The organism is Rhizobium sp. 11_C7_N12_5, assembly GCF_051811145.1.
Taxonomy (GTDB): Bacteria; Pseudomonadota; Alphaproteobacteria; order Rhizobiales; family Rhizobiaceae; genus Rhizobium; species Rhizobium lusitanum.
In genome coordinates, this window is sequence record NZ_JBPWPY010000003.1 from 1,109,070 (window position 1) to 1,125,087 (window position 16,018).

The 16,018-nt window shown below is 59.6% G+C and carries 15 protein-coding genes and 2 pseudogenes; 16 read left to right on the plus strand and 1 reads right to left on the minus strand.

Features of this window, described 5'->3' with window-relative positions; all coding sequences use genetic code 11:
* The first annotated feature begins 1 nt into the window (after window position 1).
* The 16 genes and pseudogenes from AB8B29_RS34520 to AB8B29_RS34595 all read left to right on the plus strand — a co-directional run.
* Window positions 2-1,009 (plus strand): ABC transporter ATP-binding protein, encoded by a 1,008-nt coding sequence (locus tag AB8B29_RS34520; protein ID WP_047563191.1) that lies wholly within the window; start codon window positions 2-4, stop codon window positions 1,007-1,009.
* A gap of 48 nt (window positions 1,010-1,057) precedes the next feature.
* Window positions 1,058-2,695 (plus strand): dihydroxyacetone kinase subunit DhaK, encoded by a 1,638-nt coding sequence (locus tag AB8B29_RS34525; RefSeq protein ID WP_439007127.1) that lies wholly within the window; start codon window positions 1,058-1,060, stop codon window positions 2,693-2,695.
* Between the two features lie 27 nt (window positions 2,696-2,722).
* Complete coding sequence (dhaL, locus tag AB8B29_RS34530; RefSeq protein ID WP_439007128.1) at window positions 2,723-3,337, plus strand: dihydroxyacetone kinase subunit DhaL; 615 nt, start codon at window positions 2,723-2,725, stop codon at window positions 3,335-3,337.
* Complete coding sequence (gene dhaM, locus AB8B29_RS34535; RefSeq protein WP_037198058.1) at window positions 3,334-3,732, plus strand: dihydroxyacetone kinase phosphoryl donor subunit DhaM; 399 nt, start codon at window positions 3,334-3,336, stop codon at window positions 3,730-3,732. The genes dhaL and dhaM overlap by 4 nt, the downstream gene beginning before the upstream one ends.
* 41 nt (window positions 3,733-3,773) lie before the next feature.
* Window positions 3,774-4,076 (plus strand): HPr family phosphocarrier protein, encoded by a 303-nt coding sequence (locus AB8B29_RS34540; RefSeq protein WP_037198056.1) that lies wholly within the window; start codon window positions 3,774-3,776, stop codon window positions 4,074-4,076.
* Window positions 4,060-5,640 (plus strand): putative PEP-binding protein, encoded by a 1,581-nt coding sequence (locus tag AB8B29_RS34545; RefSeq protein ID WP_439007129.1) that lies wholly within the window; start codon window positions 4,060-4,062, stop codon window positions 5,638-5,640. Before AB8B29_RS34540 ends, AB8B29_RS34545 begins: the two co-directional genes overlap by 17 nt.
* 1 nt (window position 5,641) lies before the next feature.
* Window positions 5,642-6,052 (plus strand): hypothetical protein, encoded by a 411-nt coding sequence (locus AB8B29_RS34550; protein ID WP_037198054.1) that lies wholly within the window; start codon window positions 5,642-5,644, stop codon window positions 6,050-6,052.
* Between the two features lie 58 nt (window positions 6,053-6,110).
* Entirely contained in the window at window positions 6,111-7,103 is a 993-nt protein-coding gene (locus AB8B29_RS34555) for a dihydroxyacetone kinase subunit DhaK (RefSeq protein ID WP_037198052.1), read from the plus strand.
* A gap of 180 nt (window positions 7,104-7,283) precedes the next feature.
* Window positions 7,284-7,731, plus strand: a pseudogene (locus tag AB8B29_RS34560) (IS6 family transposase); the annotation flags it as partial.
* Window positions 7,732-8,297: 566 nt separating this feature from the next.
* Window positions 8,298-8,528: a winged helix-turn-helix transcriptional regulator gene (locus AB8B29_RS34565; RefSeq protein ID WP_037198049.1), complete on the plus strand. Its 231-nt coding sequence runs from the start codon at window positions 8,298-8,300 to the stop codon at window positions 8,526-8,528.
* 85 nt (window positions 8,529-8,613) lie between these two features.
* Entirely contained in the window at window positions 8,614-9,549 is a 936-nt protein-coding gene (locus AB8B29_RS34570) for a LysR family transcriptional regulator (RefSeq protein ID WP_080760708.1), read from the plus strand.
* A 159-nt stretch (window positions 9,550-9,708) separates the two neighbouring features.
* Complete coding sequence (locus AB8B29_RS34575) at window positions 9,709-11,034, plus strand: aspartate aminotransferase family protein (protein WP_037198047.1); 1,326 nt, start codon at window positions 9,709-9,711, stop codon at window positions 11,032-11,034.
* 164 nt (window positions 11,035-11,198) lie between these two features.
* Window positions 11,199-11,996, plus strand: coding sequence for an ABC transporter substrate-binding protein (locus AB8B29_RS34580; RefSeq protein WP_439007130.1), 798 nt, complete (start codon window positions 11,199-11,201; stop codon window positions 11,994-11,996).
* Between the two features lie 94 nt (window positions 11,997-12,090).
* Entirely contained in the window at window positions 12,091-12,765 is a 675-nt protein-coding gene (locus tag AB8B29_RS34585; protein WP_168597197.1) for an amino acid ABC transporter permease, read from the plus strand.
* Window positions 12,766-12,960: 195 nt separating this feature from the next.
* Window positions 12,961-14,457, plus strand: a complete 1,497-nt coding sequence (locus tag AB8B29_RS34590) for a phytoene desaturase family protein (protein ID WP_439007131.1) — start codon at window positions 12,961-12,963, stop codon at window positions 14,455-14,457.
* A 21-nt stretch (window positions 14,458-14,478) separates the two neighbouring features.
* A pseudogene (locus AB8B29_RS34595) lies at window positions 14,479-14,727 on the plus strand (IS110 family transposase); the annotation flags it as partial.
* 220 nt (window positions 14,728-14,947) lie between these two features.
* On the opposite strand, the gene AB8B29_RS34600 reads toward AB8B29_RS34595, so the two are convergent.
* A complete protein-coding gene (locus AB8B29_RS34600; RefSeq protein ID WP_037198039.1) occupies window positions 14,948-15,979 on the minus strand; it encodes an SDR family oxidoreductase in 1,032 nt (343 codons plus the stop codon).
* Window positions 15,980-16,018 lie beyond the last annotated feature (39 nt).

Here is a 16,018-nt window from a genome sequence, read left to right on the forward strand (position 1 = left end):
CATGGCTGACGTCGTTCTTAAAGGCCTCAACAAGCGGTTTGGCGACACACAGGCTCTCGCTGATTTGGACCTCTCGATCCGTGACGGTGAGTTCGTCGTCCTGCTCGGGCCAACGGGTGCCGGGAAGACGACGACACTGCGCCTGATTGCCGGGTTGGAGCGCCCCGACAGCGGCCGCATCGAGATAGGCAGTCGCAACGTCACAAGCGAAGCTCCGGCCGACAGGGACGTCGCATTCGTCTTCCAGCAATATTCGCTCTATCCGCACATGACGGTCTACGACAACCTTGCCTTCCCGTTACGAGCGCCAGTGCGCAAGCTCAGCAGCGAAGAAATCGACCGACGCGTGCGGGAAATTGCGCGCATGGTCAGGATCGACCATAAGCTGGAGAACCGTTCGACACGACTGTCGGGTGGCGAAATGCAACGCGTTGCGATCGGGCGGGCGCTGGTGCGCCGTCCCGCCATCTATCTTATGGACGAGCCACTCTCGTCGCTCGATGCAAAGCTGCGTGCGGAACTTCGCCTGGAACTCAAGCGGATCCAGAAAGAGCTCGGCTCGACGTTGCTCTATGTAACCCACGACCAGGTCGAAGCCATGACGATGGCGGATCGGATCGGTATTGTTGCGGGAGGAAGGCTGTTGCAGGTCGGAACGCCCCGCGAAATCTACGGCAATCCTGCCAGTCTTCATGTCGCTGCTCGTCTTGGCCAGCCGCACATCAACCTATTGCCCGCCGATCTTTTGCCTGGCGCCAATCCGCCGCTCGGGACTAAGACGATCGGCGCAAGAACAGAGCATCTCGATATCATTGTCGACGCGAACGCCAATGCCAAAGTCGACTGGATCGAACACCTGGGAGACCAGAATCACCTGCACATCCAGGTGCATGACCATAAACTCGTCACGCTCGCCGATCCACATCTTACGATCCGGCCAGGTGATCGAATAAGCCTGACGCTGCGCGATCCGCTCTATTTCGACGCCAGCGGCCAACGCCTCGGATAAGCAACGGAACGAACGAAAGCACTGGCACGAAAAGACGGGTATCACTCCATGAAACATTTCTTCAATCGCCGCGAAACCATCGTTACCGAAGCTCTGGACGGCCTGCTCCTGACAAGCAGCGCCGGTCGACTTGCCCGCTTGGATACCTTCCCCGAGATCAAGGTGATCCTGCGCGCGGACTGGGATAAGTCAAAGGTCGCAATCATCTCCGGCGGCGGAGCCGGTCACGAGCCTTCGCACGCCGGTTTCGTCGGCAAGGGCATGCTCACTGCGGCTGTATCCGGCGAGATTTTTGCCTCGCCCAGCGTCGATGCGGTGCTGACAGCCATCCGCGCGGTCACCGGCCCCAAGGGCGCTCTCCTGATCGTCAAGAACTATACGGGTGATCGTCTGAACTTCGGCCTTGCCGCCGAAAAAGCGCGTGCCGAAGGGTTCGACGTCGAGATGGTGATTGTTGCCGATGACATCGCAATTCCTGGCATCAACCAGCCGCGTGGCGTTGCGGGTACGCTGTTCGTGCACAAGATCGCCGGCTATCACGCAGAAGCCGGCGCTGACCTAGAGACGGTTGCAGCCCAGGCGGCGGCCACAGCACGCGACATCGTTTCGCTCGGCATGTCGCTTTCGACCTGCAGCGTGCCCGGCCAGGCGCATGAAGATCGGCTTGGCGCCGAGGAAGGAGAGCTCGGCCTTGGCATCCACGGCGAGCCAGGGGTGGAACGCATTGTGCTACAGCCGGTTGCCGATCTGGTGACCACGATGACCAATCGGTTGGCGGCCAAGGTTGACGAGGCAGAAAATTATGCACTGCTGATCAACAACCTTGGCGCGGTGCCACCGCTTGAGATGGGCGTTATCGCCAATGCCGTGCTGTCCTCACCTCTTTCCGGCCGTGTTCGACTGATTGTCGGCCCGGGACCGATGATGACCGCGCTCAATATGAACGGCTTCTCACTTTCACTGATCCGGTTGGATGCTGCTCGCGAAGCCGCACTGAAGGCTGCGGTCGAGCCGCATGCATGGCTACCGGCCACCGAACGGCACGAGATCGCTATTGTTCCTGCACCGCGAGTATCCGCGCGGCATGCAGCGACGTCTCCCAGCGACGACGATCGGATACGTCGTCTATTGACGGCGCTGTGCAAGCATCTGATTTCCCTCGAGAGTGAGCTCAATCGCCTGGACAGCCGCGTCGGCGACGGCGATACGGGTTCCACCGTGGCGACGGGAGCGCGCAGCATTCTTTCCCGCATCGACACGCTGCAGCTGAAGGATCCTGCTGCCACCATGGCGTCGATCGGTGAGATCTTGAGTACGAGCATGGGCGGCTCGAGCGGCGTGCTGCTCTCGATCTTCTTTACGGCCGCGTCCAAGGCCATGGCGGACAAGGCTGATTTAGCTGTCGCTCTACTTGCCGGGCTCGATCGGATGACGTTTTATGGAGGCGCGGGCGTCGGCGACCGCACGATGGTCGATGCACTGGCGCCAGCGCTCTCTGCCTTGACGTCAGGTGACATCGCGGCCGCTGCAAGGGCTGCAGCGGATGGCGCCGAGTCGACGAAGGCAATGCGAAAGGCAAAGGCCGGCCGCGCCTCTTACGTTGGAGAGAAGGATCTGGAGGGAGTGCCGGATCCAGGCGCGGTGGCTGTGGCAAACGTATTTGAAGTTGCGGCATCGCTGACATAGCTGGCGCTGCTGCTGGGAGGACAACAGGTGCAGGCAGAACCGGTTCTTCTTGCGGGATTGATTGAAGTTTGCCGTGCGACGATTGCGGCAAATAGCGATCATCTCTGCGCGCTGGATCGCGCAATCGGTGACGGCGATCATGGAACCAATATGCGGCGCGGCTGTGAAGCGGTTAGCGCCGAAGAGGCAGCGGTTTCAAGCCTTCCGCTGCCTGACGCGCTGGAAAGGATAGGCCTGACACTGGTGATGAGCATAGGCGGTGCGGCCGGCCCGCTTTACGGAACGCTGCTAATGGAAATGGGGCGCGAGCTTCGCAAATCGGATGCAGGACAGGACTTTTCCTTGGCGTTAAAGCAGGCCATTGATGCCGTTGCCCGTCGCGGGCGTTCGCACCCTGGAGACAAGACCCTGCTCGACGTGCTGTACCCTGTGCAAGATGCGCTTGCGCACCATTCGCCATTGACCGATATCGTGCGTCGGGCGGAGCTTTCCGCAGGGTTTACCGCCGCCATGAAGGCCATGCGCGGCCGGGCAGCCTATCTTGGAGAGCGTTCGATCGGCCACGTTGATCCGGGCGCATCGAGCTGCGCTCTTCTGACAATTGCTATCTGCCGTTACCTTGAGGAGCATGGCCCGGCATGAGTGAGAAGACCCCAAACGTCGGGATTGTGATCGTCTCCCACTCGCCGCTGGTCGCGCGAGGCACGGCCGACATGGTGCGGCAGATGGTGGGCGACAGCGTGCCGCTCGCCTGGTCGGGCGGCAATAGTCACGGAGAGCTCGGCACGGATGCCGGCGGCATCCTGACGGCAATAGAAGAGGCCTGGTCAGAAGCAGGGGTCGCCGTGTTCGTTGACCTTGGCGGGGCCGAAACCAACAGCGAGATGGCCATCGAAATGCTCGGTTTGCCGCGCGCAAAACTCATCTCGATCTGCAATGCTCCGGTGGTGGAAGGCGCGGTCATCGCGGCTGCCGAGGCCTCCGGCGGGGCATCGCTGGCAAAGGTTGTGGCGACAGCAGAAGAACTGTCACCCTGATGAGCGGCGAATTGCGCATAAGAAACCGGGAGGCCGAATAAGTGCATGCCAGTTGCCAGACGGAGGTCGAAGTGAAGCACGGGGTAGGATTGCACGCCCGCCCCTCGGTAACGTTCACGCGGTTGGCAAAGTCGTTTCCCTGCTCGATCGAAGTCGCGGTCAATGGCAGCGACGTCTGGCTGAATGGCAAGAGCATCATCAAAATCATGGGCGCTAAGATCCGCAAGGGTTCCATGCTGAAAATCCGCGCCGACGGAATCCTGGCAGAAGAGGCAATCCGGGCACTGAAGGACCTCATCGAGCGCAACTTCGATGAAGAAAAGAAACATGGCCGTACCGCTTAGATTGAAAGCCACCAGAGCCTCACCGGGGGTAGCATCCGGGCCGGCCTATATCGCGGAACCGCCGGCCGCCGGTGCCCCGTCGCAATCGGCCGTTTCAGGGCACGCAGAGCTGGCAGCGGCCATCGAAACCGCTATCGACGAGCTTCAGAACCTTGCCGCGGGCACCGACGCAGAAGGCGGCGACATCATCGATTTTCAGCTCGAAGTGCTTCGTGATCCGACGATCGCCGAAGTGGCAGGCGCGCGTATCGATGCGGGCGAGAATGTCGTATTCGCGTGGGTTGGGACACTCGATGGGTACATCCATGAACTGGACAGTGCTGAAGAAGAACAGACGCAGGCACGCGCCGTCGATATTCTGGACGTCAAAAATCGCGTGCTGGCGGCGCTGACGGGGACGCCGGTAAAGGACTTTCCGGCCGGGTCTATCTATGTCGGCAAGGACATGGAGCCCAGCCGTTTCCTCGCACATGACTGGTCTGCGGGCGGCGGCATTGCGCTCTACGCCGGCAGTGCCGTGGGCCATGTCGCTCTTCTTGCCAGATCACGGTCGGTCCCAATGGTTATCAGCGCAGGACGTTTCGTCATCGCCGGAGGCCAACATATACGCGTTGACGGAGATGCAGGCGTGATCGTCCTTCAGATGGACAAGGAGGGCGCAGCGCCAATCCGACCCGAGCTTACAGCATCAAGCACAGTGCCGGCTGAAGACAACGGGATGCTGCAGACAGCGGATGGTGCGCAAATTCTGTTGTCTATCAACCTCAACGCCCCCGACGAAATCGACGGGATCGCGGCAGTGACGACAGCCGGCATCGGATTGATGCGCTCCGAATTCGCACTGCTCTCGCTCGCCGATGCCGCGAACGAGGAGAAGCAACTCGCCATCTACCGTCGCATCCTTGACTGGGCCGGCGGCAGAGGGGTGACGATCCGCATGCTGGATGTCGGCGGCGACAAGCCACTCTCAGGCCTCGCAACTTCGCCCGAATTGCGCGGTATCCGCCTTCTTCTTGCCCGACCTGAGATTGCGCGCGTTCAAGTACGTGCATTGTTGCGTGCAGCCATCTTCGGTAATCTGCGCGTCATGCTGCCGATGGTGACTTTTCCGTCGGAAGTCGATGATATGCGGCAGATCTTTCGAGAAGAGGCGGCCGAGCTTGCGCGCCGGGGCGTGCCGCACCGCCTGCCTTCGATTGGCATGATGGTAGAGGTGCCGGCCGCCGCGCTCATGCTCGAGCAGTTCGAAGGCGCGGACTTCTTTTCATTCGGCACCAACGACCTTGCGCAGTATCTTGCCGCCTCGACCCGCGAAGATGCCGATTTCGCCGCACATCGCGGGAAGGCCGCGCAGGCTGTACTGCGCCTGCTCTCTTATGCCGTGAAACTTGCCGGCAGCAAACCGCTCAGCATCTGCGGCGACATGGCCGGCGATCCGCGCCTGACGGCAGAACTGCTCGCCGTCGGCATCCGGCATTTTTCCATGGCGCCCGCTCAACTTCCCGCGATAAGATCGGCGATCGTCGGTTTGAACGCCGATGGGACAAAGGCAGCCGGAGAATAAGATGGCGCGCGAAGAAACCGAAGACGCCATTATCGCCTACAAATCAATTCTGGCGCAGATCATCGACAACCGACCTTCCGGAACCCGTCAGCGGCTGGCCACGGAACTAGGCAAGCATCGTAGCTTCGTCACGCAGATAACAAGCCCGACCTACGCGACGCCTCTACCCGCGCGGCATCTCGCGACGATCTTCCGGGTTTGTCATGTCAGCGCCGCCGAACAGGAGCGTTTTCTGGAGGCCTACCAAAATGCGCATCCCGGTAAACTGCCTGAGCTTGGCGCCTCGGAAAAACTGCGGCATCTTTCACTCATGGTCCCTGATTTCGGCGACGAGCGACGCAACCGGCTGCTGGAGGAAGCAATCGCCGATCTGGTGCAGAAGATAGCAGCAATTTCCGGACCGCCGGAGTGAACGGCGTTACGGTTGGGTGCGACAAGACTGAGACGATCATCGCCTTGGGAGGGGCTTGATGAAGAAGTTCATCAACACGGCAGAAACCATGGTCGCCGAGAGCGTCGAAGGCTTTGTGCGCGCCCATGAGGAGTTCGTTGTGTTCGGCGTCGACCGCAAATTTATCCGCCGTCGCCACATGGTTCCGGGCAAGGTGGCGATCATATCAGGCGGCGGCGCGGGTCATGAGCCAATGCACATAGGCTTCGTCGGCCGCGGCATGCTCGATGCGGCTTGCGTCGGACATATTTTCACGTCTCCCACGCCGAGTCAGATCACAAGCGCCATCGAAGAGGCGGACACAGGGGCCGGATGCCTGTTGGTGGTGAAAAACTACGACGGCGACGTCATGAATTTCGAAATGGCAGCAGAGATAGCATCTAGCCGCCACAAAATTGAAACGGTCATCGTCGGCGACGACATCGAGACGGCAGGGACAGGCGACAGGCGCGGGCGCCGAGGCGTCGCCGGTACTCTGATCGTGGAGAAGCTTCTTGGCGCCGCGGCCGAACGAGGCATGACGCTCGCCGAACTGAAAAACCTTGGCGATGGTCTTGCTCCCCGTATCCGATCGATGGGCGTTGCCCTTACTGGCGTGGCGGTCCCGCACACGCAGCGCACAACCTTCGCGCTCGGACCGAGCGAAATGGAAATGGGCGTCGGCATTCACGGGGAGCCGGGCCACTCGAGGGAGCCCTTCTCCGACGCCGACACGATCGTCAGGCATCTGAGCGAAACGGTCTTCAATGACATCGCCCGAACCGCCGGCAAGGCATTGCTTTTCGTCAACGGGCTTGGCGGCACGCCACCAGCCGAACTCTATCTCGCCTACAACACTGCCCACCGGTTCATGGTCAACTACGGCCTGCGGATCGAGCGCTCGCTTGTTGGCACTTATGCCACGTCGCTCGACATGCAGGGCCTTTCTGTCACGCTCGCTTTCCTCAGTGACGAGGAATTTTCCTTGTGGGATTCGCCTGTTGCAACCGGCGCGTTGCGTTGGGGATGCTAACCGCGCCCATTTTAATCGAGGTCGTGGTTGCAGCGAAGTCGACCTGCCTTAGAAGGTGGACTCGCTCCTACTCCAACACGCGTGTGGTCATTTTTGAACGCTCAGCCTAAGTTGCAAAGCCAGACTACGGCCAATCGTTAGTTGAAACATGAAAGCTCTTCCATTTCAGGGAGTTCGTCGATGTTCAATGGCCGTCATTTCGACCGATTAGTAATTCTGCTGTGTGTACGTTGGTATTTGGCTTACAATCTCAGCCTGCGTGATCTGGAAGAGATTATGGCCGAGCGCGGAATTCACGTCGATCACTCCACGCTTCATCGCCGGGTCGTTCATTTTGCGCCGCTGCTGCTCGAACGCTTCAACCGGAGGAAACGCCCGGTCACTGGCAAGTGGCCCGTTGATGAAACTCATGTCCGGGTGCGCAGTCGCTGGATGTATCTCTACCGCGCCGTCGAGAGCGTGGGACGCGGTTGAGTTCTTCTTCAGCGAGAAGCGTGACCTGCCGGCTGCCAAACGCTTTATTCGCAAAGCACGGAAACGTCACGACCGACCAGATAGTATCGTCATTGACAGTAGCCAGACGAACCGGGAAGCAATCATTGCCTGCGACGGCGAGTGCCGGCTTCGAGCCACGTCTTCCGCGTCGCAGCTTGGAGTTTGCGACAGAGCCGATTGGCCGACCTTTATCTCAGGCTCATAGCCGGAAGAAGCGGCGGCATATGGACAGTCGGACGGACACATATCTCGGCACATTTGCGGAGAAGCGTTTTGTGGCATTGCAATAGTTGGTAATGCGGCGCAATATAACTGTCACAATTCTATGCAGTTGGGTCCGCGCAATGAGAATTTGCATCTATAAATCGGACATAGCACCCGAGCTTACTCTCTTGCTGCGAGAAGGCTTGCCCGTACCCCTCGACACCAAGATAGACAAATGGACCAAGATTAAGGTCGTCACCGACGGGGAGATGAAAGCAGACCTTTTGATTCAAATTGGCGGTGCGGGGCATGCGTTAGTTCGACTCGACGCGATTAGACAACATTAGGCAGTGGCAGCGTCTTACTCCGTGTCATCACCACACCACAGTCGCATCGGCGGGCTTTGGCTGCTGGACGCACCCCTGGTGCTCGCGAGGCGACCGGCGGCCACATCGCCTGCCTCGGACCGAAAGTCGTTTGTTGAATTGGTAGGCCTTGAAGGGACAAGAACCAGCGACCCCGAGGGCGCTCGAGGGCTGGGGGCTAATAAAGAGGTACGACTATGCGACGATCCCGCCGAAGACGGAGTATAGCCTGACCCAACTCGGCCGGACGCTGCGGCCGCTGATGGAGGCTATGGCGGCTTGGGGAGACGAAACGCAGGAACTCATTACCGAAGCAAATGACACTGAAATAGAGTTCACTGAGCCTTCGCAGGTGCGATAAGCCATTGTTGGACCTTGATCGGACAATCACTTTCTACCATCCTCTGGCTATGGTTAGCGCGCAGGAGAGCGGAAAGCGGGGATTAATGTCTGAGCGAATGCTTCCCCTACGCGGCATTTCGGTCTTTGAAGCGGCGGCCCGCGCAGCAAGTTTCCAAGCCGCGGCCGACGAGTTGAATCTGACGCCATCTGCAGTCAGCCACCAGATTCGTTTACTCGAAGCAATTCTCGGGGTCCGACTTTTCGACCGCGTCGGACGTGGCGTGACGCTTACCCCGGAGGGCGCGGAATATGCCCGCTCTATTCGCCAGGGTATCCGCCGGCTGCGCGCCGCCACCAGCGACATCAAAGCGCGCGGGAAGAAAGGCGGTGCGCTGGATGTCGTCAGGATCGAAGCACCTCCATCTTTTGCACATTGCTGGCTGTTACCACGCCTGACCGACCTGATGGCGCATCTTCCTGGGGTCGACATCCGGGTGAATGCACAGGGCTCGCATTTGCAAGGTGACAGACTGCCTTGGGCTCCGCTGACGGACGCACCGGCCGACGTGCAAATTGTCTACGGCGACGACGATCTTTGGGCGGACAGGGCCTCACATATGTTCTCGGAGCATTTTCAGCCCCACTGTTCTCCCGATTTGCTCAACGGTCGCACGCTCGATTCTCCGCATGATTTACTTCGAGAGACTCTTGTCAGCACCTTTCAAAACTCGGTTTCCTGGGAAGAGTGGCTGGACCTACAAAGCATCGATTTCTATTCTAATCCTGTCGACACAGTCCAGTTGGATCCCTCCCATCTGGCGATCGAGGCTGCTGCCAATGGACTAGGCTTCATCCTGGAGAGCAGCATTTTGGTCCAACACGCGGTGTCTGCCGGCAAGCTCGTTTCTCCATTTCCAGCCCTCGGTCGCCCTGGACTGTCCTACTGGATATTGGCGCCCTCGGCGAAAAGAGCCCACTCGACCATTGATGCCGTCGTCACTTGGTTCAAGGAACAAGCTGCGTCCACCCACCCGGTCTAACGCCGCAACAACAGCCATTGCGCGACCCAGATTTGGTGCAGCATCGAAGAAATATTTTCATCAGTTTGAGAGAACTATTTGCGCTTCACGGAAGCAGACGGCGCGGGCTACTTTCAGGATAACGCGGAAGCTTAGAACGTTCTCCCGAGCATTGGAAAGATGATCCTGAATATGAATATCTCGTCGGGCAATTTTGATAGCTTAATCTGGGAAAAGGCGAACAAGAACCTGCTTCGCTACATGGGAGTTGGCGGCGATTTCACGTCATTCGTGCCCGAGCGTGCTGAAGGTTCGTGGCTATACGACGCATCTGGCCGGCGCGTCCTCGATTTTACGTCTGGACAGATGAGCTCTGTACTTGGGCATGCCCACCCGGAGCTTGTCGAGACAATGCGTGGTGCCGCTGCCAGCCTCGATCATCTGTTCAGTATGATGATTACCAAGCCTGTTGTCGATCTGGCCGAGAAATTGGCCGAGTTGGTTCCGGGTCTGCCGCGATCGATGTTCCTCTCGACGGGAGGGGAGTCGGTCGAAGCGGCCATTCGATTGGCCAAGGTCGTGACCGGCAAGTGGGAAATCGTTGGGTTTGCGCAATCGTATCACGGCTCGACCGGCGCCGCTGCCTCAGCCACCTATTCGCTTGGGCGTCGCGGTCACGGGCCGATGATGCCGGGAGCCTTCGCCATTCCCGCACCAAACGCATTCCGGCCCCGTTTTCCCGGTGTGACTTGGCAGCAGGAACTCGACGATAGTTTCGGACTGTTGGACCGCCAGTCGACCGGCAATCTCGCGGCATTCATAGCGGAACCGATTCTCAGTACTGGCGGGGTTCTTGACCTGCCGCTGGGCTATCTCGCGGCACTCAAAAGCCATTGCGAACGCCGGGGCATGCTTCTCATTGTCGACGAGGCACAGACAAGCCTCGGGCGCAGCGGCGAGATGTTTGCCTTCGAACGCGACGACATCGTGCCCGACATTCTTTTGCTTTCAAAGACACTCGGAGCCGGAATGGCAATGTCCTCCGTATCGACGTCCGACGCGATTGCAGAAGTTGCAGACGCGCGCGGATTTACCTTCGTGACGACGCATGTCAACGACCCACTCCCCGCCTCGGTCGCCCTGAAGGTACTGGAGATCGTCAAGCGGGATCAACTCGTTGAACGATCGAAGGCTCTGGGCACGCGCCTGAGAAAGGGGCTGCAGAACCTTCTCCAACACCATGAATGTGTCGGCGATGTACGCGGCCGCGGTATGCTACTGGGCATGGAATTCGTTCCGTACGCTGGGCACAGTGCAACGTCGATTTCTCAGAAGGTGACTGAACTGGCGCTGGAATTCGGAGTATCCGCCAATATTACCGGCGCATTCACGGCGGGCGTCATGCGATTTGCACCACCCCTCACCTCGAGTGACGAGGAGATCGACTTCGGTATCAGTGTGTTGGATCGCGCGATTACCCAAGCTATCGACTCTCTTGGCAAGTAATCCATCGCGGCCGTTAACGCGGCCTATGGATGGAGGAAACCCATGAGGTTCACACGCGGGTCTATGCACGAGACGAAGAATTGACGCCCGCGGGGGAGCGCGCGGCGGCAAGCAATGCCGGCGGGAGGGAGGACCTTGACCGGACCAACCAGAGGGAAAGAAAAATGAACGTTACCCGTCGTCGCATTCTAATCCTATCCGCCGCGGCCATCGTGGCAGCCACGCCTTTCGCTGCCTTTGCGGAGGGCACGCTCAATGTAGGCTCCTTCCCGAACAACCCGCCGTTCGAATTTAAAAACGCAAGCGGTGTCTTCGAAGGTTTTGAAGTGGACATCATCACCGAGGCGGCGAAACGCGCTGGCATGGATGTTGACATCGAAGGCTATGATTTCCAGCCACTGTTTGCTGCCACCAGCTCGCGCCGTATCGACGCGGCGATCTCGTCCATTACAATCACGAAGGAGCGGCTCGCCTCGCAGTCCTTCACACAGCCTTTTTACGATTCTGGCTTGGGCCTCGCCGCCAGGACCGATGGCGTCGTGAAGGGCCTCGCAGACCTCAAGGGCAAGGTCGTTGGCTCACATTCCGGCTCGACGAGCTACAAATGGCTAGTAGACAACCAGAAGAAATACGGCTTCAGCGAGGTCAAGGGTTACAATAACCCGTTGGATGCCCTGCTCGATCTCTCCTCCGGACGTCTGGACGGAGTGACAAGTGACGTGCCCAACCTAGAATATGCCTTCACCAAGATGCATGGTCTCAGCGTGGTCGAGCGCATCACGTCTGACGAGCAATACGGCGTGATGATGACCAAGGGCTCGCCTTATCTTACAAAGATCAATGATGCGCTGACCGCGATGAAGAAGGATGGCACGCTGCAGGCATTTCACAAGAAGTGGTTTGGCACGGATGCCCCGGCCGATTCCTCCACTGCCAAGGAAGAACCGCTGCCCAACGGCTGACGGCCGCATACCGAGCTGCCTGCGGATCGCGCCGTCCCGACATTCCGGGCCGGCGCCGTTCGGAACATCCGACAAATCGACCTCCCGGACGCTGATGACCCTTATCGACACGTTTTTCAATACGGCTGTGCTCAGCGCGGCGGTCCCGGCGCTGCTGCGCGGCCTCGTCAACACCATTATCCTGGGGTTGCTTGCGATCGGTCTGGGCGTCCCGCTTGGCATGCTGGTCAGCCTCGTCCGGCTCTATGCGCCATCGCCATTCCGCTGGCTCGCGATCGGCTTTATCGACATCTGCCGCGCCCTTCCGGTATTGGTGGTGCTGATCTTGATCTACTACGCCCTGCCATTTGTCGGCATCCGTTTTTCTGCGCTGGTATCGGCGACACTCGCGTTCACCATTGTTATGTCGGCCTATTCGGCGGAGGTATTCCGGACCGGTATCGAAAGCATTCCGAGGGGCCAGTTTGAGGCAGCGCAGGCGCTCGGCCTCCCTTTCGTCATCACCTTGCGCAAGGTGATCTTGCCGCAAGCAATGAAACTCGTAATCCCGCCGACGACCAGCAACTGCGTGTCGATGTTCAAGGATACGTCGCTCGCTTCGGTGGTCGCCCTGCCGGAACTTTTGAAGGACGCAAACGACGCGCAGGCACTTTATGCCAACCCTACCCCGCTGATTGGTGCGGCGCTGATCTATCTCGCTTTCCTTTGGCCGATGGTGCGGCTGGTCAGCTATATCGAGAGACGAAACAGGGCCGCAACAATCAGGTGATCAGCCGACTGATGAATAAGAACCCGCCACCACCGGGGTCGCCGTTCGCGCCGTTGCCTTTGTCATTTCGATAACCCTGAAAACTCATGGGACCCGCTGGCATTGACCGAGGTCAAAGGCAGCGCTGCAGCTTGCTGCTAGGTTGTCAGCGTGATTTTTCAAATGTCGAACCTCCTATTCTTTGGGCTGAGAGCCATGAAACGCCCAGGCAAGATTACTATTATCGGCGGTGGCATCGCTGGCCTTTGCACGGCGGTTTACGCCCGCCAAAGCGGCTATGAGGTCGACCTTCTCGAACAGCATCAGAGCGCTGGCGGTTTGGCCACGAGTTGGCGCCGGGGCGAATACACGTTCGAGACCTGCCTGCATTGGCTGGTGGGCTCCAATCCCGGCGGCACACTGCACGCCGAGTGGCGCGAGGTCTGCGACATCGACAGGCTCCGTTTCGTCGACCATGAAGAGTTCGTCCGCGTCGAGGACGAGCACGGCGCGAGCCTGCACATCTACGCGGATGTCGATTGCCTCGAGGCGGAGTTGGTGAAGGTCGCGCCGGAGGACGAAATCGAGATCCGTTACTTTACCAACGCAATTCGTCAGCTTGTAGATTTGCCGATGCCGCACCCGGACCAACCGTGGCTGGCGCGGATTGCGGGCATACTGAAGATGCTGCCCGATCTGCCCCTGATCTGGCGCCTGTCGCATATGAGCGTCGACGATTATGGAAAGCGCTTCACGCATCCCCTGCTGCGGGCGTTCTTCAGTGGAGGGGCGACGGGCCATCTGTCGGTTCTGGCGCTCATCCTTTCACTGGCCTGGATGAGCAGTCGAAACGCCGGGTACGCGATTGGCGGTTCCCAGGCCCTCGTCCGCATCATCGTCGAGAAGTTCTTTTCGCTCGGCGGGCATGTGCGTTACGGGGCGCGGGTCTGCAAGATCTTGGTTGAGGACGCCGCCGCCGTCGGCGTTCAATTGGAAAGTGGCGAGATCATTTCCGCCGACTGGGTCGTCTCGGCTGCCGACGGCCACGCCACCATTCATAACTTGCTCGGCAGCAGATACACCGACAAAGCTTTCGAGGAGGCGTTCGCCCGGTACGAGACGTTTCCGTCCTATCTACAGGTATCGCTGGGCGTGGCTCGCGACCTGGCGCAGGAGCCAGGCTACCTGACGCTCGTTCTCGACGACCAGTTCGAGGTCGATCCCGAGACTCGCCTTCCGGCGCTGGCGTTTCGCATTTTCCATTACGACCCGACCTTCGCGCCGCCGGGCAAGACCGCAGTGACTTGTTTTCTACCGACGCGCAATTTTGCATTCTGGGCGGACCTGCGCCGCGACGCCCCTGAACGCTACCAGTCGGAGAAGCATCGCATCGCGCAAGCCGTCATCGCGGTGCTCGAACGCCGGTTACACGGTCTCCGCGACGAGATCGAGGTCACCGACGTGTCGACGCCGGCGACGGTTCTTCGCTACACCAGCAACTGGAAGGGGAGCATGGAAGGCTGGCTGATGACCCCCGACACCGGCTTTAGCGCGTTGCCGCATACACTGGCGGGACTTCAGCACTTCGCTATGGTTGGACAGTGGGTTCAACCCGGCGGCGGCCTGCCGAGTGGCCTCTTGACGGCCCGCGCCGCCATCCAGGCGATCTGCCGTCAGGACCATGTATCGTTTCGGCCCGGCGCTGTGCCGTAGCGGCTGCCATCGGCAATGTATAGGCGGCAAGTGCTGGTTGGCGCAGGCGCAGTGGCTTGGTGCCGCCGGCGCGACCGGCTGCGAATCTGGCCCAGCGCTGATACGCCTCGGGCGAAGTGGGCGCGCGGCTTGTTGTCGAAGAAGTCCTTCAAGCTTGCTGCAGTCGCGCTCGCCAACAAGATTGCCCGCATTGCCTGGGCGATTATGGCGAGGAACGTGAACTTCCCGTCGGAGCGCGTTTCGAGATGCTCCGATCTGATTCCGGCTTAAGCGAAAGGGCCTTCACGGTCATTGTTCTATGGGGCAAAACAGTGGGCGGAGTGACGATGGTATGATGTGATAGCGAAAGCAGAATGGACCGCACGAACCGAAGAACCCACGGCGTTGTCTTGCGCAGCAAAAGCGCGTTAACGTGATAGGGATCGGTTCAAGCGGAAAATATCAGGGCCAGCGGTCATCACGCGCCGCATAAATAGGCCGGAGACATGACCTAGCAGAATTTGAGCAAGTTGAGTTCCGCCAGACTGGTGGCAGTGGCGATGATCGCCTCTTCAGGAGGGCGAGGGTTCCAACCAAGCAGGCGCTGTGCCTTAGCGGCGGTCGCATCTTTTCTTTTTCCTAGCTCGGGTAACAAGCTCCTCACTTCGGGATCGAAGAGGGCGGCCGCTCTCAACAGCCAATTGGGCAATTGGCGCGTCGATACGGCGCGGGCCGCATGGCCAAGGTGGTCCCTTAAGGTCTGTGCCATCTGGGCGACGCTCATGAAATGGCCTGCTGTCGCGAGGAATCTCTCTCCGGCGGCGCTAGGATTGGTCATCGCCCGAACGTGGAGATCGGCGGCATCGCGAACGTCCACGATACCGAACCATAGGTCGGGGCAACCGGGCGTACTGCCTTCCAACATGCGCTTTATTAAGTGGATCGACGTTGACAGGTCTGGTCCGAGCACCGGACCAAGAATCCCGGTGGGATCAATGACCGCAAGTTCGAGCGAGCCACCTTCATCCCTCATGAAGGCCCAAGCGGCGCGCTCGGCCAACGTTTTTGATTTCTGATAAGGCTGGATCGTGGGATCGTGGGGATCGGTCCAGTCAGTTTCGGTGAAGGTTCCCGCGCGCGCCTTCCCGTATCCGATCGCCGCGAATGACGAGGTGAGCACCACCCGCCTCACGTTGGCATCCCGCGCTGCGCGTAAGACCCGGAGCGCTCCGTCACGCGCAGGCCTAATCAGTTCGTTCTCATCCTTGGGAACCCTGCCTGGAAAAGGAGATGCAACATGGAGGACGTAATCGCAATCTGTGACGGCCTGCTTCCAACCCGCGTCTGCAGTGAGATCCGCGGCGAACAGTGCAACGTTATTGGCCCCGTTACCCGCTCCGCCCTGCCGTAGCATGGCTCTCAAAGCGTCCTCTCGCCGCAGATCGCGAACCGTGGCGCGCACCTCATGGCCTGCCGCGAGCAATTGGATGACGCAGTGTGCACCCAGAAACCCCGTGCCGCCCGTTACTAAAACCTTCGCCATGTTGTCTCCCTGCCAGAAAGAAGACACTCTCGTACACCT